The organism is Mucilaginibacter sp. L3T2-6 (assembly GCF_030519355.1).
GTDB lineage: Bacteria > Bacteroidota > Bacteroidia > Sphingobacteriales > Sphingobacteriaceae > Mucilaginibacter.
Genome location: NZ_JAUMKC010000002.1, coordinates 218429 through 244098, shown reverse-complemented (window position 1 = coordinate 244098; position 25670 = coordinate 218429). Strand labels below are relative to the sequence as shown.

General features: G+C 44.2%; 15 protein-coding genes. 14 read left to right on the top strand and 1 reads right to left on the bottom strand.

What is annotated here, in order from left to right:
- Positions 1–4 precede the first annotated feature (4 nt).
- Positions 5–826 carry an alpha/beta fold hydrolase gene (locus tag Q3W13_RS03395; protein ID WP_302861335.1) on the top strand — a complete coding sequence of 274 codons (822 nt, stop codon included), beginning with the start codon at positions 5–7 and terminating at the stop codon, positions 824–826.
- Complete coding sequence (locus tag Q3W13_RS03390; RefSeq protein ID WP_302861334.1) at positions 823–1488, top strand: 1-acyl-sn-glycerol-3-phosphate acyltransferase; 666 nt, start codon at positions 823–825, stop codon at positions 1486–1488. The genes Q3W13_RS03395 and Q3W13_RS03390 overlap by 4 nt, the downstream gene beginning before the upstream one ends.
- A gap of 223 nt (positions 1489–1711) precedes the next feature.
- Here the strand turns inward: Q3W13_RS03390 and Q3W13_RS03385 are convergent, their stop codons facing one another.
- On the bottom strand, positions 1712–3193 hold the full coding sequence (locus tag Q3W13_RS03385; RefSeq protein ID WP_302861332.1) for a lipopolysaccharide assembly protein LapB: 1482 nt from the start codon (positions 3191–3193) through the stop codon (positions 1712–1714).
- Positions 3194–3476: 283 nt separating this feature from the next.
- Between Q3W13_RS03385 and Q3W13_RS03380 the strand changes: the two genes are divergently transcribed.
- From Q3W13_RS03380 to Q3W13_RS03325, 12 genes are all read left to right on the top strand, one after another.
- Complete coding sequence (locus Q3W13_RS03380; RefSeq protein WP_302861330.1) at positions 3477–10073, top strand: polyketide synthase; 6597 nt, start codon at positions 3477–3479, stop codon at positions 10071–10073.
- A 17-nt stretch (positions 10074–10090) separates the two neighbouring features.
- Positions 10091–14098, top strand: a complete 4008-nt coding sequence (locus tag Q3W13_RS03375) for a non-ribosomal peptide synthetase (protein WP_302861327.1) — start codon at positions 10091–10093, stop codon at positions 14096–14098.
- Between the two features lie 51 nt (positions 14099–14149).
- The gene (locus Q3W13_RS03370; protein ID WP_302861326.1) at positions 14150–14881 is read left to right on the top strand and encodes a 4'-phosphopantetheinyl transferase superfamily protein; all 732 of its coding nucleotides are present in this window, start codon (positions 14150–14152) and stop codon (positions 14879–14881) included.
- A gap of 262 nt (positions 14882–15143) precedes the next feature.
- Positions 15144–15533: a PleD family two-component system response regulator gene (locus Q3W13_RS03365; RefSeq protein WP_302861325.1), complete on the top strand. Its 390-nt coding sequence runs from the start codon at positions 15144–15146 to the stop codon at positions 15531–15533.
- Positions 15511–16599 (top strand): sugar transferase, encoded by a 1089-nt coding sequence (locus tag Q3W13_RS03360; RefSeq protein ID WP_302861324.1) that lies wholly within the window; start codon positions 15511–15513, stop codon positions 16597–16599. Before Q3W13_RS03365 ends, Q3W13_RS03360 begins: the two co-directional genes overlap by 23 nt.
- A 5-nt stretch (positions 16600–16604) precedes the next feature.
- Positions 16605–17288 carry a TolC family protein gene (locus tag Q3W13_RS03355; RefSeq protein ID WP_302861322.1) on the top strand — a complete coding sequence of 228 codons (684 nt, stop codon included), beginning with the start codon at positions 16605–16607 and terminating at the stop codon, positions 17286–17288.
- A 4-nt stretch (positions 17289–17292) separates the two neighbouring features.
- Positions 17293–19461 carry an AAA family ATPase gene (locus tag Q3W13_RS03350; RefSeq protein ID WP_302861320.1) on the top strand — a complete coding sequence of 723 codons (2169 nt, stop codon included), beginning with the start codon at positions 17293–17295 and terminating at the stop codon, positions 19459–19461.
- 181 nt (positions 19462–19642) lie between these two features.
- Complete coding sequence (locus tag Q3W13_RS03345) at positions 19643–21130, top strand: O-antigen ligase (protein WP_302861319.1); 1488 nt, start codon at positions 19643–19645, stop codon at positions 21128–21130.
- A 26-nt stretch (positions 21131–21156) separates the two neighbouring features.
- Positions 21157–21771, top strand: coding sequence for a DapH/DapD/GlmU-related protein (locus Q3W13_RS03340; RefSeq protein ID WP_302861316.1), 615 nt, complete (start codon positions 21157–21159; stop codon positions 21769–21771).
- Positions 21771–23108 (top strand): lipopolysaccharide biosynthesis protein, encoded by a 1338-nt coding sequence (locus Q3W13_RS03335; protein ID WP_302861314.1) that lies wholly within the window; start codon positions 21771–21773, stop codon positions 23106–23108. Before Q3W13_RS03340 ends, Q3W13_RS03335 begins: the two co-directional genes overlap by 1 nt.
- 39 nt (positions 23109–23147) lie before the next feature.
- Positions 23148–24368: a glycosyltransferase gene (locus Q3W13_RS03330; protein WP_302861313.1), complete on the top strand. Its 1221-nt coding sequence runs from the start codon at positions 23148–23150 to the stop codon at positions 24366–24368.
- Positions 24369–24429: 61 nt separating this feature from the next.
- On the top strand, positions 24430–25614 hold the full coding sequence (locus Q3W13_RS03325; RefSeq protein ID WP_302861312.1) for a glycosyltransferase family 2 protein: 1185 nt from the start codon (positions 24430–24432) through the stop codon (positions 25612–25614).
- Positions 25615–25670 lie beyond the last annotated feature (56 nt).

Below are 25670 nucleotides of genomic sequence, written 5' to 3'. Positions count from 1 at the left end.
TAAAATGACCGACCATTATTTTGAAAATGATTGGGTTACGCTACATTATTACAAATTTGGCAATGGCCCAAAAGTGATGCTGGGCTTTCATGGTTATGGCATGCATGGTAAGCAGTTTAAGCTGCTGGAGCCTGCGCTGGGCGATGCATACACCTTTATTGGCTTCGACCTTTTTTTTCATAAACAGACCAGGCTTAAGGATCAAAGCCTTCCTGCTGTTAAAAAAGGCATCACAAAAAAACAATTTGCAGAATTGATTCTGGAGTTTTGCAAATATGAAGGTATCGGGCGTTTTTCAATTATCGGCTATTCAATGGGTACCCACTATGCCAGTGTTGTTACCGAAGAGCTCCCGCATTTGATCGATGAATTTATAATAGCAGCCCCTTCCTCTTTAAATCCTGGCAAACTGATACCATTTTTCAGCAAGGGCAAAGCCGGTAATAAGATATTAGAGAAAATGGCGCTGAATAAAACCTTTTTAGTCAGGATGCTAAAAACCTTCAGAGGGTTAAGAATAATTGATGCGGAAGCTTACAAAATCCTATTTGGCGAAATAGGTACCGAAGAATTACGCTATAATTTTTACGCCTGCTTTACCTACCTGCGCACTTTTGAAACCGACGAACCACGGCTGCTGCACGCATTGAATCACCAAAACATCAAAAGCATTTTTATATTTGGCAAACGCGACAAATCTTTTCCGCCTGGTATTGGGAAGGATTTCATCGCTAAAGTAAAACACGCCAAAGTAATAGTGCTTGATGAAGGTCATGAAATGATAAAGAAGAATTTTGTGACCCGGCTAACAGAATCGCTGCTATGATAATTAAAGCAAAACCACTCCCTTTGCCTGTTATTAAATATGGCTCTGCCATGCTGATGTGGTTTTTCAGGCGGCGCTTCAACAAGATGATTATCGATCCAATCGATATCAAGCCCAACCATTCGTACATCCTGATGTGCAACCATTTTGGCTTTTTAGATGGATTTTTTTCGTACTATGTGGCCTTTAAGCACATCGACAAGCAACAGAAACTAAAGGGCCTGTACACCATGTCGCTAAAAAAGCAGATGGAGAAAAACTGGTGGTTAAAGTACTGCGGATCATTTTCTGTAGAACCTGGTAAGCGTTCAATAGACGAGAGCCTTGACTACGCTGCAGAAGTACTCAGCACACCGGGCAATATCCTGCTTTATTATCCCCAGGGCAATCTTGAGTCGCAGCATATCCGTCAGATTGAATTTAAAGATGGGATCTATGAAATAGTTACCCGCCTTAAAGGTAATTGCCAGATGATATGGAACAGTACCATTCTTGAATATTACGAAAGCACTAAACCCTCGGCTTATATGAATATGCTGGATTGCGGAACCAATAACAATTTTGATTTTGAAGCGCTAAAGAAAAACATAAACGCCCATCATTTACAAAGTATGCGAAAGATTGTGCGATTCACGCATGAAGAGGGAAATTTGACTTATTGATTAAATAATTTTTTTGTTTTATTTGCCGTGCCACAAATTTCCAAATCCTCCCTTAGGAGCAAAATATCGACAGAAAATTGAATCGCAATAGGGCGCGCTCCGTAGGCGCGTGACCCCGCATGCCATGTTGCGCACCTACGGAGCACTGATATCGTTGGGATTTTTTCCAACAAATATCAGGACCTTAGCGAGCCTGCATTGTTATTAAATTAAAACCGGCTATTTACTGCCCTACTCTTTTCAACCCTGCTTTCGCATCGTTATCTATATCTGTTTGATAATCATGCGATCTCATATCAAGCGCCTGGTGATAATAATAGGCTGCCTTCTGGTTCTCTTTTATTTCCCCGTAAATATTGCCGATCATCAACGCGGCATTTGCAGCGTAATAGTAACTGGTCTCCTTACCAATGGCTATTGCCTTTTGATAGTTTAACACAGCTTCATAGTTTTTATTAATCTTGTCATTTATCCGCCCCAAATAATAATAGTATTGAATTTTATCGCGGGTTAGTTTAAGCCCGTTTACGTCCTTGTTGGCCAGTTGTGCCATAGCTTTGCTGTAATATCCACCGTCGAAGTACAGCCGCGCTTTAAGCAAATCGATGTCCGGCCGGGGCTCACTGGCCTCGCGCAATGCGATCTTATCTTTGGGGTCGGTGGTAGTGCCTTTTGTGCGGGCCAGCTTCATGTAGGCATTATACCGGTCGGAGTCGTTCTGCAGCAAGAAGAAGTAAGCTAACTTAACATAAGCGTCTTTGATATAAGCTGTGCCCCGGTATTCATTCACATATTTACCCAATGCTACAGGGGTATCCTTATCAAGGCGATTAAGCAAGGCATTCCCCAGCATATAGTACATGGGAGGCACATTAATATACCGGTTTGACTTTGGGGCAGCTTCTAAAAACCTGATAGTTTCATCGTTATGTGCAGTTTTTGATGAAACATAGCCTTGCAAGTATGCTTTTAACATGCTGTTGTTATCCATACCATCGAGGTACCCTATCAGTTTATCAAAGCTGTTTTTACTGCGCAGCACATTGATTTCGGTGATACATAAAAACCAGATTACCTCGTCATTATAAAAACTAAAGCTGGAATCGGGCAGCTCTTTCTTAAGCTCAAGCAATTGATTAACGCCATATTGTGCATTACCTTTCATTCCCATCATCCCGGCTATCCATTTAAAATTTGCTGGTATATTACCAAAAATAATATTCACCAGCGCCAGGCTCTTTTTATTGGGTAAAAAGTTGGGGAACCTTTTGCTGTTGTCTTTCAGTAGACTGTTTGCACTCTTAGCATCTGAGCCCGACGACATATAATCACCAAACTTAGCTTTCAGAAATGACCATTGCAGGTAAATTTCTGCTTGCGAGAACAAATAAAAGGGGGAATTTTTATCGTTCTCTTCCAGTGCAGATATCCTCTCTGACTTTCTGTCCTTCAGCTTTTCGTAATCGCTCTTACTTTCAGATGCCAGCAGACTGAAATAATCTATATAGTTTTCCAGCAGCACCACAATGCCATTGGCCGGGTTAAGTTGTTTTTCCTTGGCGATGAGTTGCCGTGCCTCATTCATCCGCAAGCTAAGAATGGCTTTGTAGGCATCGATACAGGTAGCATCGTATACAAAATTTGCCCGCGCTGCGAGGCTGGAAAATAAAAAGAGGGGAAAAATGAGCAGGTATTTTTTTAACATCGCGGACAAAGATATTGAAAACATTCAGGAGGCATTAAAGTCTTTATTAACTGCTTTGAAGGTGATATGTTTCATAAAAGTATAACCAGCAATGTTTTAATACTTTACAAAACTCATAACTAAATCTGTAAGCCTCCCGTATAACATCGTAATTATTTTTTAAGTAGAATTGGTTACCCCTGTATTTATAAATTTGCTTATCGAATAATAGTTTTAAGTAGAATTTATCACCCCTGGTTAATTAACTTTTGTACACCCGTAACCGAAGTGCAGAAAAGAAACGATGAACAATTTGCTGATACATCAACTATTTGAGCTGCAAAAAAATAAAACTCCTGACGCCGCAGCCATTATTTTCGGTGACACAACCCTTACTTATGCAGGGCTTGCGGAAAAGGCCGATAACCTTGCTGGAGCAATTCTTGCGGCTTCGCCTGATTCATTAAATGCGGGTGTAAGCACGCATCGCGCCATTGAAACTATTGTTAGTGTTTTGGCGATCTTAAAATCAGGCAAATCTTATTTGCCGCTCGACCCTGAATATCCGAAGGAACGTTTACAGCAGATTGCTACCGACTCAAAAATCGATTTGTGTTTATCGCTTTCTGCGCAGAAAGATTTATTTGAATCGCTGGGTATAAGTGTTTTAGCATCTGATAAACCATATCCGAAAAATACTGAAAGCATAGCCGAAAGTAAATCGGCATGCTACGTTTTATATACTTCTGGCTCAACCGGTACACCCAAAGGCGTATCAATGGGACACGCTGCTTTAGCTAATTTATTGCAATGGCAGCAAAAAGAGTCGATATCTGGTCCCGGAGTCAATACACTGCAGTTTGCTCCGCTTACTTTCGATGTATCTTTTCAGGAGATTTTTGCAACTTTAACCACCGGCGGCACCTTGGTTTTGGTTGATGAGGATATGCGGGTGGACCCGAGCCGCCTGCTCCGCTATATTTCGGATTATTCAGTTAATCGTATCTTTTTGCCGTTTGTTGTGCTTCAGTATTTGACTGAAGCGGCGGATGCTGAAAAATATTTTCCTGCCTGTTTGCAAGAAGTGATAACGGCCGGAGAGCAACTAAAAGTAACCCCGCAGGTCGTTCGTTTCTTTTCAGCTTTGCCCGGTTGCGTTCTGTTTAACCAGTATGGGCCTACTGAAACCCATGTGGTTACACAATTAAAACTTGATGGTGACCCGGCCCAATGGCAGCCGCTTCCGAACATAGGCATCCCTATCGATGAAACTGAAATCCTTATCCTTGATGAGGAATTAAATAAGCTTCCTTATGGCGAAACCGGCGAGTTGTGCGTTGCAGGCGTAAGCCTTGCCGACGGCTATCTGAACCGCCCGGATATGACTGCGGAAAAATTTGTTGAATGGAAAGAATCGGCAGATAAAATTACCCGCATATATCGCACGGGAGATTTGGCGCGCTACCTTCCCGACGGTAATATAGAATACCTCGGCCGCAGGGATACGCAGGTGAAAATCCGCGGTAACCGGGTTGAAATTGGTGAAATTGAGGTATTAATCAACCAACTGGACAACATTAAACAGGCTGTTGTGATTGCGCGGGAAGATGTGCCGGGACAAAAACGCCTGGTGGCTTATATGATTTCGGCTAACGACATTGAAGACAGCGACGCTGTCCGCAAACACATCGAACAACACCTGCCCGATTTTATGTGGCCTTCCGCCTATGTTTGGGTTACCGGATTCCCGAAAACTACCAGCGGAAAGGTTGACCGCAAAGCTCTGCCAAAGCCCGATATTAAACGCCCGGAATTGAGTGTGCTTTATAAGGCGCCATCAACCATCATTGAAAAAAACATCAGTAACGTATGGGTTGAATTGTTGCTGCTGGATAAGGTTGGGATGGATGATAATTTTTTCCTGCTCGGCGGAAACTCGATATTGGCTATGAAAACGGTATCGGTATTGAAAAACCGATTTGGCTACGAGATACCTATCACTAAGCTCTATCAATTCCCCACAGTTGGCGGCATGGCAGGCTTCATTGGTGGCGATAGTAAGCAGGCATCATTCACTTTCAAAAAAGATAAAGACAAAAAGGCTAATAGCGATATAGCCATCATCGGCATGGCTGGCCGTTTTCCCGGTGCAAATAACATCGATGAATTCTGGGATTTATTGATCGAAGGCCGCGAAGGGACCAGCTTTTTCAGCGATGCTGAACTGGATAAATCGATCTCGCCACTGCTCAAACAGGACTCTGCTTATGTTAAAGCAAGGGGCGTCATTAGCGGTGCTGATGAATTCGACGCGGCCTTTTTTGGTTTCAACCCCCGTTCGGCGGAGCTAATGGATCCGCAGCAGCGGGTATTTTTAGAAATAGCCTGGGAAGCGTTGGAAACTACGGGTTACCTGCCACAGAAATACAGTGGTTCGGTAGGTGTATTTGCGGGATGCGGGTACAATACTTATTTTACCCATAACGTATTGGCTCACCCGGAGAAAGTTGATCAATACGGTCAATTCAACGTGCGCACGCTGAATGAGAAAGATTATATAGCGACTCGTACCGCTTACCAGCTTAACTTGAAAGGCCCTGCTGTTGCTGTGTATTCAGCCTGTTCAACTTCGTCGCTGGCCATCGCACAGGCGGTCAGCGCCATTCGCGACGGACAATGCGACGTTGCTTTAGCGGGCGCCGCCTCGGTTACCTCGCCTATAAAAAGCGGGCATTTGTACGAGGAAGGTTCAATTATGAGTAAAGATGGTCATTGCCGCCCGTTTGACGCAGAGGCAACAGGCACGGTATTCAGCGACGGCGCAGGCGTTGTACTTTTAAAAAGCCGTGAAGACGCCGAGCGCGACGGCGATACCATTTATGCCATTATTAAAGGCATCGGCATTAATAACGACGGCGCTGATAAAGGCAGCTTTGGCGGCCCAAGCGCACAGGGGCAGGCCGGCGCCATCGCCATGGCATTGAACGACGCAGGTGTGAATGCATCAACCATAACTTACATAGAGGCACACGGCACGGCTACCCCGCTTGGCGACCCGATAGAAATTGAGGGACTTAATCTTGCATTCGGCATACAGGAACAAAAACAGTATTGCGCTATTGGTTCGGTAAAAAGCAATTTTGGGCATCTAACGGCAGCTTCCGGCGTAGCAGGTTTGATAAAGACGGTACTTTCCTTACAACATCGGAAGCTTGTTCCTTCGTTATTTTATCAACAAACCAATCCCAACATTAACTTAACGGAAAGTCCGTTTTTTGTAAACAATGCGCTGAAAAATTGGGAAGCTGCGGAGAAACGCCGTGCAGGTGTTAGTTCTTTTGGTGTGGGCGGCACTAACGTTCATATTATTTTAGAGGAGTTTGAGCAGATACCTATGCAAACAGGTGAACCCAAGCCCCTCAGTTTAATTACATGGTCGGCCAAAACCGAGACCAGCACTAATGTCTATGCGCAAAAGCTGGCTGGCTTTATCGAAGATAATTCCCAGGTTAGCGCTGCAGACATAGCGGCTACCCTGCAAAATACCCGTACCGATTTTAACCATCGCAGGTTTGTCATCGCAGCAAATTCGGCTGAATTGCTGGCAAAACTTAAGGCCCCTGCCGAATCATTATCGGTAAAAAATCTTACCTCGAACATTACGGAGGTAGTATTCATGTTCCCCGGCCAGGGTTCACAGTATATCAATATGGGCAAGGATTTGTATGATACAGAGCCTGTATTTGCTGCCGCCGTAGATGAGTGTATAGCCCTGCTGCAGGACTCGCCGCAAAAAAATATATTCCATGTCATTTATCCGCAAATTGAAGATGAAGCATCGGCCGCAGAAATAAAAAACACCTTCTATACTCAGCCGGCTATATTCATAATGGAGTATGCCATGGCCAAATTGTGGATGAGCTGGGGGATACAGCCGTCGGTAGTTACCGGGCATAGCATCGGCGAGTTTGTGGCTGCACATTTTGCAGGTATTTTCAGCCTGAAAGATGCATTGATGCTGATATCAACCCGTGCCAAAATGGTGAGCGAGGTTGCCAAAGGCAGCATGCTTTCAGTACGTGCCGATGCAGAAAAGCTTCAGGCCATATTACCGGCCGGTTTATCAATAGCTGCTGTGAATAGCAATAAGCTTTGCGTGGTTGCCGGTCCGGATGATGGGGTGGCCGCATTTGCGGCCCAATTAGAGAAAATGGAAATCCCGGGCAGGTTATTGCACACCAGCCATGCCTTCCATTCGGCGATGATGGATAGCATTGTTTCGCCGTTTGAGGAAGTGGCAAAATCAGTCAAGCTGAATCCGCCGGTAAAACCGATTGTCTCAACCGTTACCGGCACCTGGATGACTGAAGCCGAAGCAACCAACCCGCAATACTGGGCAAACCACCTGCGGAAGACAGTTCGCTTTGCTGCAGCCGTGGATACTTTGCAGGAAGAGGATGGCAGGCTACTGCTTGAAGTAGGCCCCGGGACCGTACTTGCGACACTCGCAAAACAACAGATCAGCAAAAAAAACACACCGGTTATACCAGGATTTGAAAAAAATGAAACACTTACTGAGTATTATTCCGTATTAAGGGCGTTGGGTACGTTATGGCTGAATGGTTTAGCGCCTGATTGGAAAGCACTTTATCATGGTCAGCAGCGCTTAAAGCTAAACTTACCTGCGTACGCATTTGATAAAAAACGTTACTGGCTTGACGCCCCGCTTCCGGTTAACGGGATACAACAACACAAAATAATTACCGAACCGATGTCGGTAGCACCGATACAAAAAGAACAAGACCAAAAACCATTACAAAACTCGCTGATGAGAAAAGAACTACTAACCGGTAAGTTGAAGGAACTATTTGAAGATGCCTCCGGAATTGAAATTGAGGGCGCATCAATCCATACGAATTTTATCGAGATTGGATTCGATTCACTTTTACTGACCCAAATTGCCACCAATCTTAAAAAGGAGTTTAATGTTCCTATCACATTCAGGAAACTATTCGAAGAATATAATACAATTAACTCGTTGGCCGCGTATCTCGATACTGTTTTGCCAGCAAATGCATATCAGTCCCAACCCGCTGCCGCATCAGCGTACCAGCCCGTTTATAATAACGTAGCAGCTTCTGCACCGGTAGCCGCTTCTAATACTAATCCGGCCCTGGATATGATTCAGCAACAGATACAAATGCTGGCCAGCCAGTTGGCTATGATGCAAACTGCCGCCCCACAAGCTGCGGCTCCTGCCCCTGTGCAGGTTGCACCTGTACCCGTGGCGCCAGCTCCCGAAGCACCGGCTGCCAAAAACGGTATAGTTTACGAACTTACCGCCGAAGAACAGGTTGAGGTTAAAAAGCCGTTCGGAGCTACAGCCCGCATCGAAAAACAAGTACAGGGATTAAGCGATAAGCAAACCAAATTCCTGGCCGATTTGACCAAAAGCTATAACGATAAAACCCCAGGCAGCAAGGCTTACACACAGGAGCATCGCGATCACATGGCAGATCCACGTGTAGTAAGCGGCTTCCGGCCATTAACTAAAGAGATTGTTTACCCGCTTGTGGTTAACCGCTCAAAAGGCAGCCGTGTTTGGGATATTGACGGCAATGAATATGTTGACGCACTGAACGGGTTCGGCTCGAACTTTTTGGGTTACCAGGTTGATGTATTAAAAAAGGCAGTTTTAGAACAAGTTGAAAATGGTTACGAAATTGGCCCTCAGCATGTATTAGCCGGTGACGTTTGCCGGATGATTGCTGAGTTCACCAACTTCGATCGCGCAGCGGTATGCAATACGGGCTCTGAGGCGGTATTAGGCGCTATGCGCATCGCCAGAACAGTTACCGGCCGCACGCTGATGGTTGCGTTTAGCGGCTCATACCATGGCATTAACGACGAGGTTATTGTTCGTGGAACCAGGAAATTAAAAACCATTCCTGCCGCTCCGGGAATTATGCCGGAAGTGGTGCAAAATATGCTGATACTGGATTACGGTACCGAGGAGTCGCTGCGCATCATAGCAGAGCGTGCACATGAGCTGGCTGCCGTATTAGTTGAGCCCGTGCAAAGCCGAAGGCCGGACTTTCATCCTATCGACTTCCTGAAAAAAGTAAGGCAGATAACCGAGCAATCAGGCGCCTGCCTGATATTTGATGAAGTGATAACAGGCTTCCGCATGCATCCTGGCGGTGCGCAGGCAATGTTCGGCATTAAGGCCGACCTGGGCACTTATGGCAAGGTAATAGGCGGAGGTATGCCTATAGGCGCCATTGCGGGTATCAAAAAATACATGGACGCCCTTGACGGTGGTACCTGGCAATATGGTGATGACTCACAGCCTGAGGCCGGAGTTACTTACTTTGCCGGTACCTTTGTAAGGCACCCATTAGCGCTGGCCGCTGCGAAAGCTTCTTTACAATACATGAAAGATCAGGGCCCCGCCCTTCAGGAAGGCTTAAACAAGCTTACCGCTTACTTAGCCGGCGAATTGAATGCGATCTGTGAGAGCACAGGCATTCCATTATATGCGCCATCATTCGGTTCTTTATGGAAGATCAAATTCAAAGAAGAACTGCCTTATGGCGAACTGCTGTTCACATTGATGCGCAACAAAGGCATCCATATCTGGGACCTTTTTCCCTGCTTCCTTACCGCTTCGCATACAAAGGACGAGGTTGATGCTATCATTGCGGCCTTCCGGGAAAGCGTAGATGAGTTGATAGAATCCGGTTTCTTTCCTTCTAAAAAAGCTGAGGCACCCAAAGAAGAATTTAATCCATTTATGGAAGCTCCATATCCCGGTGCAAGGCTTGGCCGCGATAAGGACGGTAACCCAGGATGGTTTATAGTTGACAGCAACAACCCCGGCAAATATTTACAAGTAAAATAATCAGCTTGGAAACCGTTATGATTGAAACCACTCCTGTAGAGTTTGACCCATTTGCCGGGCCGGAAATTGCTTTAATTGCCCCGGCTACCGAACCGCAGGTTGAAATATGGACATCGTGCCTGATTGGCGGTACGCCGGCAAATTGCGCTTATAACGAGTGTTTCTCCCTTTTGCTGACCGGCTTGTTCAATGTAAATGTCATGATGCGCGCTTTGCAGGAACTGGTAAAAATGCACGAAGCGCTCCGGACATGCTTTAGCGCTGATGGAAAAAATATTTGCGTATATAAAGACCTGGTGCTGGATATTGACTATAAGGACCTGGCCTCCGCAACCAGCGAAGAAAAAAAGGGCTTTGTAGAAGACTACAACAGGCAGATAGCGATGACGCCGTTTAACCTGGTTACCGGGCCCTTATTCAAAGCTGCAATTTTTAAGCTAACTGAAAACGAACACCTGCTGACTTTTGTTGCTCACCACATTATTTGTGACGGCTGGTCGATAGGTATCATGATGCAGGATTTGAGCAAATTGTACTCGGCTTACGCAAAGGGTGAAAGTATTAAATTGCCTGCCCCCCCTTTATTCAGCCAGTATTCTCTTGACCTGATGGTGCAAAACGAGAGCGGACTGAACAAAGAAACTGAACGCTACTGGCTTGATCAATTTATGGGCAGCGGTCATTTGCTGGATATTCCGACTGATTTTCCACGCCCCCCGCTTCGTACCTATAAAAGCCATCGCCAGGACCTTGTACTTGACGGCGCCCTGGCGAACAATGTGAAAAAACTGGCGAAAGCCAACGGTGTGAGCCTGGTTACCACACTGCTTGTAGCCTTCGAAGTTCTTTTAAAACAACTTACCGGCCAGGAAGAAATTATTGTAGGCTTGCCTGCCGCCGGGCAGCCCGCCACCGAGAATTACCGTTTGGTTGGGCACTGCGTTAACCTGCTGGCTTTGCGCAGCTACCCTAAAAGCAATCTTTCATTTGCGGCATACCTGAAACAGCGCCGCAGCGAAGTACTTGACGCTTATGACCACCAGCTATACACCTTTGGCAGCCTGCTTAAAAAATTAAGTATTCCCCGCGATCCTTCAAGGCTGCCACTCGTACCCGTGATGTTTAATATCGATATGGGTTTGGATGACGATGTGGAATTTTATCAGTTGCATCACAAGCTCATTAGCAACCCGCGCGAATACGAAAATTTTGAGATATTCCTGAACATTGCCGGCCACGAAGAAGCGCCAACGCTGGAATGGTCTTACAATACCCAGCTATTCCAACCAGCCACCATCAAAAAAATGATGGACAGCTTTGAGTTTCTTTTACAGGAAGTGGTAAAAAATCCGGATGTTCAGATCGGTAAAATACAAACGCTGGATTCGGCAGAGGTAAATTCGTTATATGCACGGTGGAATGACACCGGTTGTCCTTATCCCGACGATACGCCCCTGCATACTTTGATCACCAAGCAGGTTTTAAAAACTCCTGATAAGATAGCCATTACCTTTGGTCAACAGAAAATATCCTATAAAGAACTAGACCAGCGCGCTAACCAATTAGCGGCTATATTGATTAAAAGTGGCGTAAATAAAGGTGATAAGGTTGCTTTCTCAATGGACCGTTGCGCCGAAATGGTGATCACCATGCTGGCGATTATGAAAGCCGGCGGTGTTTATATACCGCTCGATCCGATCTTCCCCGTCAATCGTATCAATTACATGCTGGAAGATTCGCAGGCGGTTGTTTTAATTACCTCGCAAAGCTATAAAGGCAAATACGAATCAAAAGCAAAAGAGTTAGTACTGGAAGATGAATGGACTAATATCGATAAATACCCAGGCAGCGATCCCCAAGTTGCGTTGAACGGAAATGACCTGGTATATATTCTTTATACTTCAGGCTCCACAGGTATGCCAAAAGGCGTGCAGATTTACCAGCACAGTTTGGTAAATTTCCTGTACAGTATGCAGCGTGAACCGGGCATAACCGCCGACGACAAACTGGTAGCGGTAACTACTATCAGCTTTGATATTGCCGGGCTGGAACTATTTTTACCACTACTGACCGGCGCTGAGATAGTATTGGTTGATGCTGCCACAGCCAAAGACGGGCGGGCTTTATTGGATATTATCAAGACGGAAAAAGCTACCGTTATGCAGGCTACTCCTTATACCTGGCGCATTATGCTCGAGGCTGGCTGGGATAAATCATCCCCGATAAAAGCCATTTGCGGCGGTGAAGCATTGCCTGCAGAACTGGCTGAAAGGATATTGCACGCTGCGGGTTCCCTCTGGAACGTTTATGGACCAACAGAAACTACCATCTGGTCTACTGTTAAACAAGTTAACGATGCAGGCAAGATTACTATTGGCCGGCCGATTGACAATACTTCCATCTATATCCTCGATAAATTTTTAAAGCCATTAGGGCCCGGGATTCCCGGTGAAATCTATATCGGAGGCGAGGGTGTCGCAGCAGGCTATCTTAACCGCCCGGAACTTACCGACGAAAAGTTTATAAGTGATCCGTTTGTAAACACTCCCGGGGCTAAAATGTACAACACGGGCGACCTTGGCCGTTTTTTGCCTGACGGTGAAATAGAATGCCTTGGCCGGGTAGATGCGCAGGTAAAGATCCGCGGCTACCGCATAGAAACCGGCGAAATTGAATACCAATTGGTGAACACCGCCGGTGTTAAGGAGGCTGTGGTACTTGCAAAACCAGACAGTTTCGGAATTGATAAACTGGTAGCATTTGTAGTAGCCCCGGGAGTTGAAAATGAAACTACCCAGACGCAGGCCTGGAAAGAAAGATTAAAAGATTCGCTGCCGGATTATATGATACCGGACAACTTTGTCTTTCTAACGGAAATGCCTTTAACACCTAATGGTAAGGTTGACAAAAAAGCTTTAGGCAAGGTAGGCGTATCAAGGGTTGATGCAGGCTTGGGGTACCAGTCGCCGCGTACGGATGTGGAGAAAATGGTAGCCGATATTTGGACCGAATATCTCGGCATTGAAAAAATTAGTGTGTTCGATAATTTCTTTGAGCTTGGCGGACATTCGCTTATTGCCGTGCAGGTAATGACCCGCATAGAAAAAGAAACTGGCAAACGCCTGCCGCTGGCCGCTCTGTTTGAAACATCGACAGTTGAAAAGCTGGCCCTGATGCTTGAAATGGACGGCAAGTCTATTACATGGGATTCGCTGGTACCTATTAAACCCAAAGGCACCAAAATGCCGCTTTACATGGTACATGGCGCGGGGTTAAATGTATTGCTGTTCAATACGCTTGCCATGCATATGGACGACGACCAGCCAGTTTATGGCCTGCAGGCCAAAGGCCTCGATGGCGTAGAAGAACCACTGGGCAGCATTGAAGAGATCGCCGCGCATTATATCGATTCCATCATGAAGCAAAACCCAGCCGGGCCTTATGCTTTGGCGGGTTATTCATTCGGCGGTATAATTGCTTACGAAATGGCCAGGCAACTTGAAGCCATGGGTAAGGAAGTAAAAGTGCTCGCAATGTTTGATACTTATGCATACCGCTCGCCACACCACGATCCGTATTTAATCAAAATGGCTAAACGTGCCCGGTTTTTTAAAGACAAAATCAAATATGCTTTGTCGTCTCAGGGAGGTATCAAAGAGACCTTCGCCGACAAAAAAACGGCGCTCAATCGCCGTGCTAAACGTATCTGGTGGAGGCTGAGATATGGTAAAGAGCAAAAACAGGAAGGGTTCTTCGGCTATTCTAATAAGATAGATGAGATGAACAACCTGGCTGAAAGGCGTTATCAGTTAAAGCCATATGATATTGCGGTAGAAGTATTCCGTGCAGAAACCAAAACCTTCTACATGGATGACTTTGAATATCTTGGCTGGAAACCCTATGCACTGAAAGGCGTGAACATCCATCCTATTCCCGGCGAACACAACACCATTTTTAAGGCCCCTAATGATAAAAAATTTGCGCAGGTGCTGCAAAAATGCCTGGATGATGCTGCAAAAAAGTAAATTGCACCATCATCATTCATGAAGCCGACAAAGGTAATCAACAAATTTTTAATGGACGTAACCTGGCTGGAGCCGTCAATATGTCCATTTCATATAAACAAAAGTGCTGATATTTGGAGCATCAGCATCAATCCTTTATTGCCTGTTCCCGGAAGCCGGCTTGCTATACTACCTGTAGATGAGAAAGACCGCGCCAATCGCTTCTACCGTCAAAACGACCGTAACCGGTTTTTAATAAGCCGCTGGGCTCTAAGAACAATACTGGCAGGATACCTTGGATTAGAACCTTCTGCAATGATATTTGAGGCCGGTAAAAACAAAAAGCCACATATTAAAAATCCGGCCGGGCTTAATTTACATTATAATCTTTCGCATTCGGCAGAAAATATCCTGTTGGCGGTATCTGATGAAGCCATTGGAGCCGATGTTGAGTTCATTAACCGGGACTTTGGCTACAGCGAAGTGCTGGCTGATAACTTTAGCCTTGAGGAAGTTAGCTACATCAACGAGGCAGACCACATCAATCGCTTCTTTGTCTTATGGACGCGTAAGGAGGCGATAACCAAGGCCACTGCCCAGGGCCTCGATTGCGACCTCAGGTTACTTCCCGGCCTGGAGGGGCCGCATTCGGTACAACCAGGCATTATCGCATCTGATAACGATTGGCAGATCAGCAGCTTCATCATCAACGAAAAATATGCGGCCAGCGTAGCAACTAACCCTTTGCCAGGCACTTTGCAATTCTTTAGTTTCGACGCAGCCAGCAATACACCAACCTTCTAAACAAAATGGCTAGCCTTTATTCACAGGAAATAATACCGGTATCCCTACGTTGATAGTTATTGATTAAATGTTTATAACTGCCTGGCTGTAATATTTGTTGAATAGGTATTTTTATAACTTGACAAGTAAAGATGAAGCTATTGTATCCGCTATACCGGATTAAAACTTTGGTTAAAAATTTAAGGTGATAATTAGTTGTTTTGCTAAACCTTTTCTTTAAAAATTACGTAATCAGGTCAAATTGGTGATAAATTATTAGCACATGAAAAAGAGGTTACTGATTGTTGACGATGATCTGAGTATTTTGAAGCTCTTAAATTTCATTCTTTCAAAAGATTACGAAATAGTGGTAAGGAATAATGGGATTGATGCTTTCAGTTGGCTCGAGGATGGCAATGTGCCTGAATTGATTATCTCAGACCTTCAAATGCCTTATTTTGATGGGCAATCTTTCATTAAAAACGTAAAAATAAGCGGCCTTTTCCGTGATATCCCTATTATTATGCTTTCGGCAGCGCATGATTTGGACGAACAGGTTGCCAACATGCCATTCCAGGTTGACGGCTATATGCCCAAACCTTTTAACCCTGCATCCTTAAAATCAGCAATCAATCAAGTAATCAGCATTTATGACGAATCCCATAGCAACTGAATGGAATGAGAATGCAGGCTCACACACCAAGATAGCTTACGCCGGGTCGGATCTAAAAGATCTGGTATCGACTGAGCTAGACCCTTTCTTTCAAATTTCATACAATAGCAGTCTTACCCAATTGGAGGAATACCTGGGCAACCAGTCTATTTTAACACTTCCGGAGATCATCCTGATTGAGGTTGACCAAAACGGCGAATGCTTTGAATTGATTGAGCGTCTTAAAGGGAATTTCCTCTTTAATGGTTTGATTATTGTGTTACTTTCGTTATCAAACGATAAGGATCTGAAACAACGCGCAACCCAGCTGAAGGTGCATGATTTTTATATTTACCCATTCCCGCTGAGCGACCTTCGCGAGCGGTTGAACTTTCTTGTGAAGTTTAAGCTGATAAAACCTAAACTTGCCGAAATTTCAAAAGAAGTTGACATTCAATATCACATGCCGGTGGGCAAGAGGTTGATGGACCTCGTCATTTCTGGCTTAATGATTTTATGCTTGTCGCCAATTATGCTTTTGATAGTTATTGCTATCAAATTGGGTTCAAAAGGGCCGGTAATCTACAAAAGCAAGCGTGTTGGTACCGGTTATAAAACCTTCGATTTTTACAAATTCCGGTCGATGCGCACCGACGCAGACAAAATGTTGGTTGAGTTATCCACACAAAATCAGTATGCAAATGAGGATGGGGGCACAAAAGCGGCATTTGTTAAAATTAAAGACGATCCGCGCGTTACCAAACTCGGCAAATTTTTACGAAATTCGAGCCTCGACGAGCTCCCTCAACTTTTCAATATTTTGCTGGGAGATATGTCGCTGGTTGGTAACAGGCCATTACCTGTTTATGAAGCAGAAATGCTGACATCAAACGAGTGGTCTATGCGTTTTTTGGGGCCTGCTGGTTTAACAGGTTTATGGCAGATAACCAAAAGAGGCAAAGCGGATATGTCTGAACGTGAAAGGAAAAAATTAGATAATTTTTACGCACAGAACTATTCTTTTTGGCTCGATTGGAAAATCCTTATCAGAACGGTACCGGCAGTTTTTCAAAAAGAAAAAGTGTAAAAAAAATGTATAATAAATTAAGGATCGCTTGTTTATCTGTATTTATTTCAATTTTAGCCGGTAATGTACACGCCCAACAGGAGAGTCTTTTTAAGGATTTATCCTACCAGTACCTTGAAAAGTTAATAGCAGCTGCCAAGAAAAATTACCCTGAAGTACAGGTAAAGCAACGGCAGGTTGAAATTGCCCGCAGCACTTTTCACCAGTCTAATTTTGGCTGGCTGGAGGCTTTCAGCGCATCTTATATTTACAGCCCGCAGTCATCTATAGACATTACACACCCCACCGTTTTTAAGGGTTACCAGTTAGTGGCTTCTGTTAGCCTTGGTTCGTTGTTTGAACGGCCTTACACTATCCACAACGCACGGCTGGCTGTAAAAGTGGCCGAGGCCCAGCAAAAGGAATATTTTTTAACCCTGGAAGCCAATATAAAGCGCGCATATTTTGCTTATATAGCAGCCCAGGCCGATTTAAGAAATAAGGTTACCGCTGTAACCAACGCCGAAACCGCCGTAAAAAACCTTAAATATACTTTTGAAAAGGGTGAGACTACTTTTGACGTGTACAATGCTGCATTAAACAACCTGTACAATCAAACGTCGTTCAGGATTCAGGGCGAGTTAAATGTTTTTAACGCTAAAACCAGCCTTGAAGAGCTTATAGGGGATAAGTTGGAAAGCATTAAATAGGTTAATGGAATTATCGGGCTACTTTAAACTTTTACGAAAATACCTGCTTATAATCGCTATTGTCGTCATTGCGGCAGTAGTAGCATCGTATTTCCTTGTAAAAAACCTTCCTGACGAGTATAAGTCGCAAACGCAAATTGCTACAGGTATAGTTGATGCATCAACTCACATACTCGACAAAGACAACACACCCAATGCCCAGGGTGACCAGATTACGCGTGAATTCAGCAACCTGATAGAAATTATTAAGCTAAAAAAGCTGATAGACCAGGTCTCCTATCAACTCGCTATCCATGATTTAAGCAGCGCTACCCCCTTTCGCAGGGTTGGTCGCGATTTTAAGGGCCTGAGCCAGGCTGCAATAGACCACGCACTCAAAGTTTACCGGACCAAACTGGTAACCGGTGAGCCGCTTTCATTATATAACAAAGACGAGAACGGCTTGAATCAGCTGCTGATGTCATTTCATTATGATGAGCGTTCGCTCAGAAAAAGCCTGGATGTCTCGCGTGAAGAGGAGAGCGATTTTATAACGATAACTTTTACCTCAGAAAATCCACAGCTGTCGGCTTTTGTGGTAAACACGCTTGCAAAAGAGTTTTTAGAGTACTATTCCGTTAATATTAAAAAGAATGAATCAAACGCAGTGGACTTCCTTGCCAACCTGCTGGAGCAAAAAAAGGCCGCGCTTGATGCTAAAAAAGATGAACTACAGCAATACAAGATAAAAAACGGAATTCTTAACCTGGAGGATCAGTCGAAAACTATATTTGCGCAGATATTAGCCTACACCGATAAAAAGCTCGAAAACCAACGCAATCTGGCTGCGAACGAGGGGGCCTTACAAGGTGTTCTTGCCAAATTCGACCCTCAAAGCCGCAAATATATCGAGGCATCGGTTAATCAGAATAACACCGAGATAGCCAGTGTTAACCAACAGTTGGTCGCCGCTAATGATGAATACGTTCATAGCGGCTTTAACCCAAAACTGAAGCCTGTGGTTGATTCACTGCAAGATGAATTGGTAAAAAAACTGCATGCTTCATCAGATAAATATATAGTCGACCCCCGCATCGGAAAAGATGCGCTTGTGGTGCAGGCACAAAACCTGGAGGTAACACGGGATTTGGCCAAGTACAGCGAAAAATCGATAAACCGTGAATTGGCCGACCTGAATGCAAAGTTTGCAAGACTGGTGCCGTTTGATGCTACGGTTAAAACCTATGAGTTCGATATTGATATAGCCAGTAAAGAATACCTGGACGTATTGAACCGCTATAATGCTGCCAACGTACAGTCGAAATTCTCCATAAAACTATCGCAGGTTCAACCGGCAACGCCGGACGTGGCTCAGCCATCTAAAAAAATATTTTTAATAGCGTTAAGCGGTATAGCGGTTTTGATGATCTGCCTGCTTACCCTGTTCGTTATGTTTTACCTGGACGATAGTGTTGGGGAACCGGCGGTACTGGTGTCACGTACCAATTTACCAATGCTTGGCACGCTGAACATGATAAAGGGCCAGGTACCCGAATTACGCAAGCTCTGGGATGTAGAGAATCGCAATAAAATGCAGCAGTTTAAAGAGTTGCTGCGTTCGGTAAGGTTTGAGATTGACCAGGAGCTAAAAGGTGAGAAAGTACTGGCTGTAACAAGCATTGGTGTGGGAGAAGGCAAAACAATGGTTTCAATTAGCCTTGCTTATGCTTATAGCTCGATAAACAAAAAAGTATTACTGATTGACGGTAACTTTAATAACCCTGCCATTACACGGGCTATACAACCGGCACTTTTTGTTGAAGACTATTTCCGTTCAACATCATACGTTCAAACCGATAATGCAAAAATTGTGGTGATGGGTAACCAGGGAAACGATATTACTTTACTCGAGATTAATAACGAGCCCGAAATACAGGCCGTCATCAACCAATTAAAGCAGCGCTACGATATCATTATAGTTGATTTGCCGCCGTTGAATGCACTTAATAAAGCTAAGGAATGGATATTGTTCGCCAATAAAACCGTAGCTGTTTTTGAAGCTAACAAAAACATAAAAAATTCGCACAAAGACCACATTAATTACCTGCGGGCGTTGAACGGAAAATTTGCGGGCTGGGTACTGAATAAAGCTACTTTTATAGCACAATCAAAAAAGAGCAGGAACCAATTTTAAACCCGCATTATTTATTTGATTATCGAACATGAAGCTTGAACCAAAGCAAACGGTAACGGACGACCCCATTAAACACTTACCCCGCTTAGAGCGCTTATGTTACTATGCTGCGGTTACCGCAGCTTTTATCAGTGTATTTGTGTGGGCAGTAAAGATCCTTTTTCTTTAAAGTTTCGTGTTTATGCAGGATGACAGGATAAGAGACATAGCGCCAAAAAAAACGATCTTGGAAAACCTTGTGCTTTACAAGTTTTCAAAACCAATGGTGCTGGTTTTTCTTCTGTTTATTGCCCTTTGCGTAAGCTACCTTATAGCACGCCAGGGCATGGTGATGGGGCTGCTTATTATCGGTTTTACCGTTGGCGCACCAATCCTGTATGCGGCAGTTGCCTATCCGCGGGTCGGTATCGTGCTATTTATACTACTGTCCTTTTTCATCAACTACCAGGGCATCTTAGGCCTGGTTCCTCCTGATGCGCCCATTGGCGTACTCATGGACTTGATGACTTACCTCCTGATACTTGGCTTTTTTGTCAAACAAAAAAATGAAAAGGACTGGAGCTATTTTAATGACCCTATCAGTTATTTTATTCTGATATGGCTCGGCTATAACATGCTGGAGGTAATTAATCCTGCCGCTTCTTCTGTGTTGGCCTGGATTTACACAGTACGCACAGTAGCGTTCCTTATGCTGCTTTACTTCGTATTTGTATTTCAGATACGCTCGAAAGGCTTTATAAAAACGCTATTTAAGCTCCTGCTGATTTTGGAATTTATATCGGGCGCCGCCGCATTTGTTCAGGAAAAAATCGGATTCTTTTCATTCGAAAACCGTTGGTTAAATGCCGAGCCTTTGCGTTTACAACTGCTTTTTATTGCCGGGCATATGCGCAAGTTCGGAATATTTTCAGACCCGGTGGTTTTTGCCTACAATATGGTGCTGGCCTCGATACTTTGCTTATCAATGCTGTTTACAAATATCAAGCCCTGGAAAAAAGTAATTTTGGTATGCCTGATGTGCTTTTATTTAACGGTAATGTTATACTCGGGTACCCGGGCGGCCTATGTACTTTTACCTGCAGCGCTTGGTATGCTGGCCATACTGAAATTTAACCGTAAGGTGATGCTTTTCGCTATAGCAGGCGGTTTGTTTTTAGGCTTCCTGATAAAGGTGCCTACTTCAAATCCGGCACTGGCGCGGTTCCAATCGGCATTTAACCCGTCCAAAGATGCGTCATTCAACGTCCGTGCAGAAAATCAACGGCGCATTAAGCCCTACATCCTTTCCCATCCGATGGGCGGCGGCCTGGGCTCGGTAGGCGTTTGGGGACAACGTTTTTCGCCGGGGTCGTTTCTTTCAAAGTTCCCACCCGATAGCGGCTACGTGCGTGTGGCAGTTGAAATGGGCTGGATTGGTTTGCTGCTTTTTTGTGCATTCAACTTTGTCATCCTGCAACGGGGCATAAAATATTACTACATTATTAAGGACCCAGAGCTAAAAACCTTCTGCATGGCGATGGTTTTAACAATTTTCGCGCTCGATATTGGTAACTATCCGCAACAGGCATTCGTACAATACCCCACCAACATCTTATTTTATTTGGCAATGGCTATAATAAATGTTACGATGCGGTTAGATAAACAGAAAAACGAATTTCAGCCCGGATGATTCCGGCACTGAATTAAACCAATTTAATGTCATTACTGTCAACTATCAAGTCGAACCCGCGGCTCAAGAAATTTGTGCACTGGATGATTATACCTCATGGCCAGGCCAGGCCGAGGCGATGGGTGCGCTGGTTTGTAACTCCTTTTATTCATAAAAGAGGCAAAAATACCACCATCAGGTTCAGCAGCCGTATGGATATTTTTCCTTTTAACAAGTTTGAGATAGGATCCAACTGTATAGTTGAGGATTTTGCAACTATTAACAACGGTGTAGGCGATGTTGTTATCGGCAATAATTGCGGTATCGGCCTGAGCAATGTTATCATCGGGCCGGTTAAATTGGGCAATTATGTAATGTTAGCCCAAAGTATTGTGATATCGGGCCTTAACCACGGATATGAAGACGTTACTCTTCCGCCGCGTATACAAAAAGTGGTAACCAGGCAAATAACTATAGAAGATAACGTTTGGATCGGTGCAAACTGCACCATAACCGCCGGCGTTACCATCGGCAAACACGCTGTGATTGGCGCCGGCAGCGTAGTGACAAAAGATATACCCCAGTTTTCTGTCGCAGTAGGTAATCCTGCCCGTGTTATCAAAAAATACAACTTCGAAACAAATACCTGGGATAAAGTATAATGTCTGTTACCAAGAAGTTAATCAACAAACATACGCTCTCGTTAGCAAGCAATGCCGTAATGCCGGTTGTAGGCATGGTAACCGTAGGTCTGCTTGCCCGCTATCTCAGTCCGAAAGACATGAGTAACTGGGTATTGTTTTTAACAACCTTTACGCTGGCCAACTTGTTCAGAAGCGGTTTTCTGCAAACTTCGCTGGTAAAGTATTATTCCGGTGCTGATGAAGAGCGTACAAAAGTGGTAGCCGGCTCAACATGGTATATCGGCTTTATGCTCACTGCTTCGCTTGGCATGGTAAGCATCATCGTATTGCTGTTTTACCGGGGTGATCCAACTATCGTATTGGCATCCAAATGGTTCGCTATTATATTTTTCAGTACCCTGCCTTCAAGCGTAGCCCTTTGGATATTACAGGCGGAAGAACGCTTTGACCGGATATTTATCCTTCAGCTGATATGGCAGGGTTGCTTCCTGGCACTAATCATTTTCCTGATTGCTATCCATAAGATCAGCTTTTCCATTATTATTATAGCGTACTGCTCAACAGCTATAGTTACCAGCTTGTTTTCTATAGTAAACGGATGGGCCAAAATAAACACCATTAAATTTAAGACCAGTGAGTGCGTTAACCAGCTGGCCAATTTTGGCAAGTATAGTGTTGGCACATCAGTGGGCTCATACATGCTACGGGGGTCTGACACTTATATTATTAAGTTCATGTTTTCCAACCCGGCGGTGGTTGCCATTTATTACCTGCCGCAGCGCCTGATGGAAGTTATTGAAATTCCGCTAAGAAGCTTCGTAGCTACTGCTTTACCGGCCATGTCGGCAGCGGTTAACCGCGATGACACAAATCACCTTAACTATATTCTGAAGAAATACGCCGGGATACTAACCATGCTGATATTGCCTGTAACACTTGGCTCCTTTATTTTTGCTGATCTGGTCATTGATATTTTGGGAGGACATCAGTATGCCCACACTAATGCGTCGAACATCTTCCGGATTTTTATGTGTTATGCGCTGTTTATGCCCGTGGATCGTTTTTTTGGCATCACACTGGATATGCTGAATAAACCACACATCAACATGACTAAGGTGCTGATTATGCTGGTTGTAAATATAGCAGGAGATTTTGCCGGGATAGCTATCTTTCACAGTTTGTATGGTGTGGCCTTGTCATCTATACTAACATTTCTGGCTGGTGTAGTTTATGGCTATTGGGCGTTACGCAAACATCTTAGTTTTACGCTTTGGGGCATTATGAAGACGGGATTTTCGGAAAGCCGTTTACTTGCCGCAGAGTTACTTGCCAAATACCGCCGCAAGAACGCCTGATACTTGTAGCTTTGTAAATTAAATACCCCTATTTTATACATGAGCTTAAAAAACCAAAACATCGTGATCCTTTCGCAGATGCAGTTTGACGGTAAACTGGAATCGACCAATTATACCATGGCCAAGCATCTGGCGAAGGATAATTTCGTCTACTTTGTAGACCGCCCCTACACCTGGCGGGACTATGCGAAATTTAAAAATACACCTGAGTTTAAACGGCGGCAGCCACATTTTTTTTCGGCTGATAATTGTATCATCGATACGGAAATACCGAATCTAAAAGTTGTTATTTCCCCTCCCCTGCCATCCATCAATGCATTGCCCGAGGGTAAATTTTACCGGATGATGCTAAAGTTTAATGAGTTGATAGTTGGGACCAGGATAAAGAAAGTAACTGAGCGGTTAAACATAACCGACTACATCTTCATCAACTCCTACAACTTTACACTGCCGACCGTCCATAAAATGCTAAACCCGGCTTTGAGTGTTTATCATTGCGTAGACCCGCTGATAGAGCCATACCAGCTTAAACATGGCCTGGTGTCTGAAGATATTCTTGTTCAAAATGTGGATATGGTTATCAGTACCAGCAAAGAGCTGCGCAACAAAAAGGCCTTGTTGAACAAGAATTCCTATTTTATACCTAATGCCGCCAACATAAGTCATAGCTCAAAAGCGCTCGATCCGGATTTGGCTGTATCTGCAATTATAAAAGATATTAAAAAGCCGGTTATCGGTTATTTCGGAGCGATTGAGCGCAGGATTGACTATGACATGATGCAGGAGCTTTTTGCTGCTAACCGCGATAAAAGCTTTGTGATGGTAGGCCCTATCGATCGCTATTACATCAAAGAAGAAGAGTACAAAGCGCCCAACCTTCACTTAACGGGGCCTGTACCTTACAGTGAGATGCCCGCTGTGCTTAAAGGCTTTGACGTGGCCATTATTCCTTTTAAAAAAGACGAGGTAAGCAGCGATATTTTCCCGTTGAAGCTTTTTGAATACTTAGGTTCGGGCCGGCCAGTTGTTTCAACCGATTTCAACCCTGATTTAAGAGACTTTACGCATGATACGGTGGCTTATTGCAGTAACGCAACAGAATTTTCAGCAGCAATTGAAACAGCCCTGAGCGATACAGATGAATTGCAACAAAAAAGACTGGAAGTGGCCGCCGACAATACCTGGGGGCATCGTATAGCCGAAATAAAAGACCTGCTGAAAAGCAATCTTGACCGCAAAAGAGCGGGCTTGCTGATTTAGTTTAAAAAAACACGTTAAAACCTAACCGTTTTCGTTAACACTTACGTATAATGGCAAACGTATGGAAATAGTCAGATTCATTTTATCAGTTATTACAGATATAATTTTCGTGTACTTAAGCATATACAGCATTTACCTTTTCGTATTTTCTGTATTGGGTAAGCTTGTACCGGTTAAAGTACCGCCCCGCAGCAAAAATCTGTCAAAATTTGTTATCTATATATGTTCCTATAAGGAGGACGCGATCATCTTAAATTCCGCGGCGGCTGCCCTAACGCTTGATTATCCTAAAGACATGTTCCATGTCTGCGTTATTGCCGATTCGCTTCAGCCAGAAACGGTGATGAAATTAAAGCAAATGCCACTGCAGGTGCTGGAAGTTGTTTTTGAAAGCAGCACCAAGTCAAAGGCATTGCATAAGGCAATAGAAAATACAGTTCCGGGTTTTGATGCGGCGATTGTGTTTGATATCGACAATATTGCCGCGCCGGATTTTCTATACCACATTAATGATTACCTGCAAGCGGGCGAAAAGGTGGTTCAGGGGCATCGCGTAGCAATGAATACCAACACATCTGTGGCGATACTTGATGCGATAAGCGAGGAAGTAAATAACCACATATTCCGCAAATCGCAGCGGGTGTTTAATCTTTCAGCCGCCATTATCGGTTCCGGCATGGCATTGAATTATAAGACATTTACGGATGTAATGATGCGCATCGACGCGGTAGGCGGCTTCGATAAAGAAATGGGTCTATTGCTTACCAACGACAAAATTACTGTCGCCTACTCGGATGCAGCGCTGATATATGATGAGAAAGTAGCTAACAAGGAAGTATTTAAAAAGCAGCGCCGCCGCTGGCTTTCGGCGCAATTCAGCCTGTTAGGAAAATATGGGCGTACCGCTTTTTCAGCTCTTTTAAAAGGCAAATTCGACTATTTGAACGAGGTGTATCAACTGTCGATATTGCCCCGCGTATTGATGCTGGGACTGATGCCATTTATGCTCTTAGTGTCTCTGCTGCTGCCGGGCATAGGGCCTGATTGGCATTTGTGGCTGATTGCTACAGCTTGCTGTTATACTGGCATACTAGTTGCCATTCCAACAAGTTTTTATAATAAAGACTTTTTTGGTGCATTGATGCGGATCCCGGTTATATTTTTTACGATGCTGCTTTTATTATTTAAGCTGAAGGGAGCGAATAAAAAATTTATACATACGCCTCATACGCAAACGGTTAAATAATTACTCCCAATTGCAATATTTAGGTTGCTTAAAAAGTAATATCATATATTTAAACA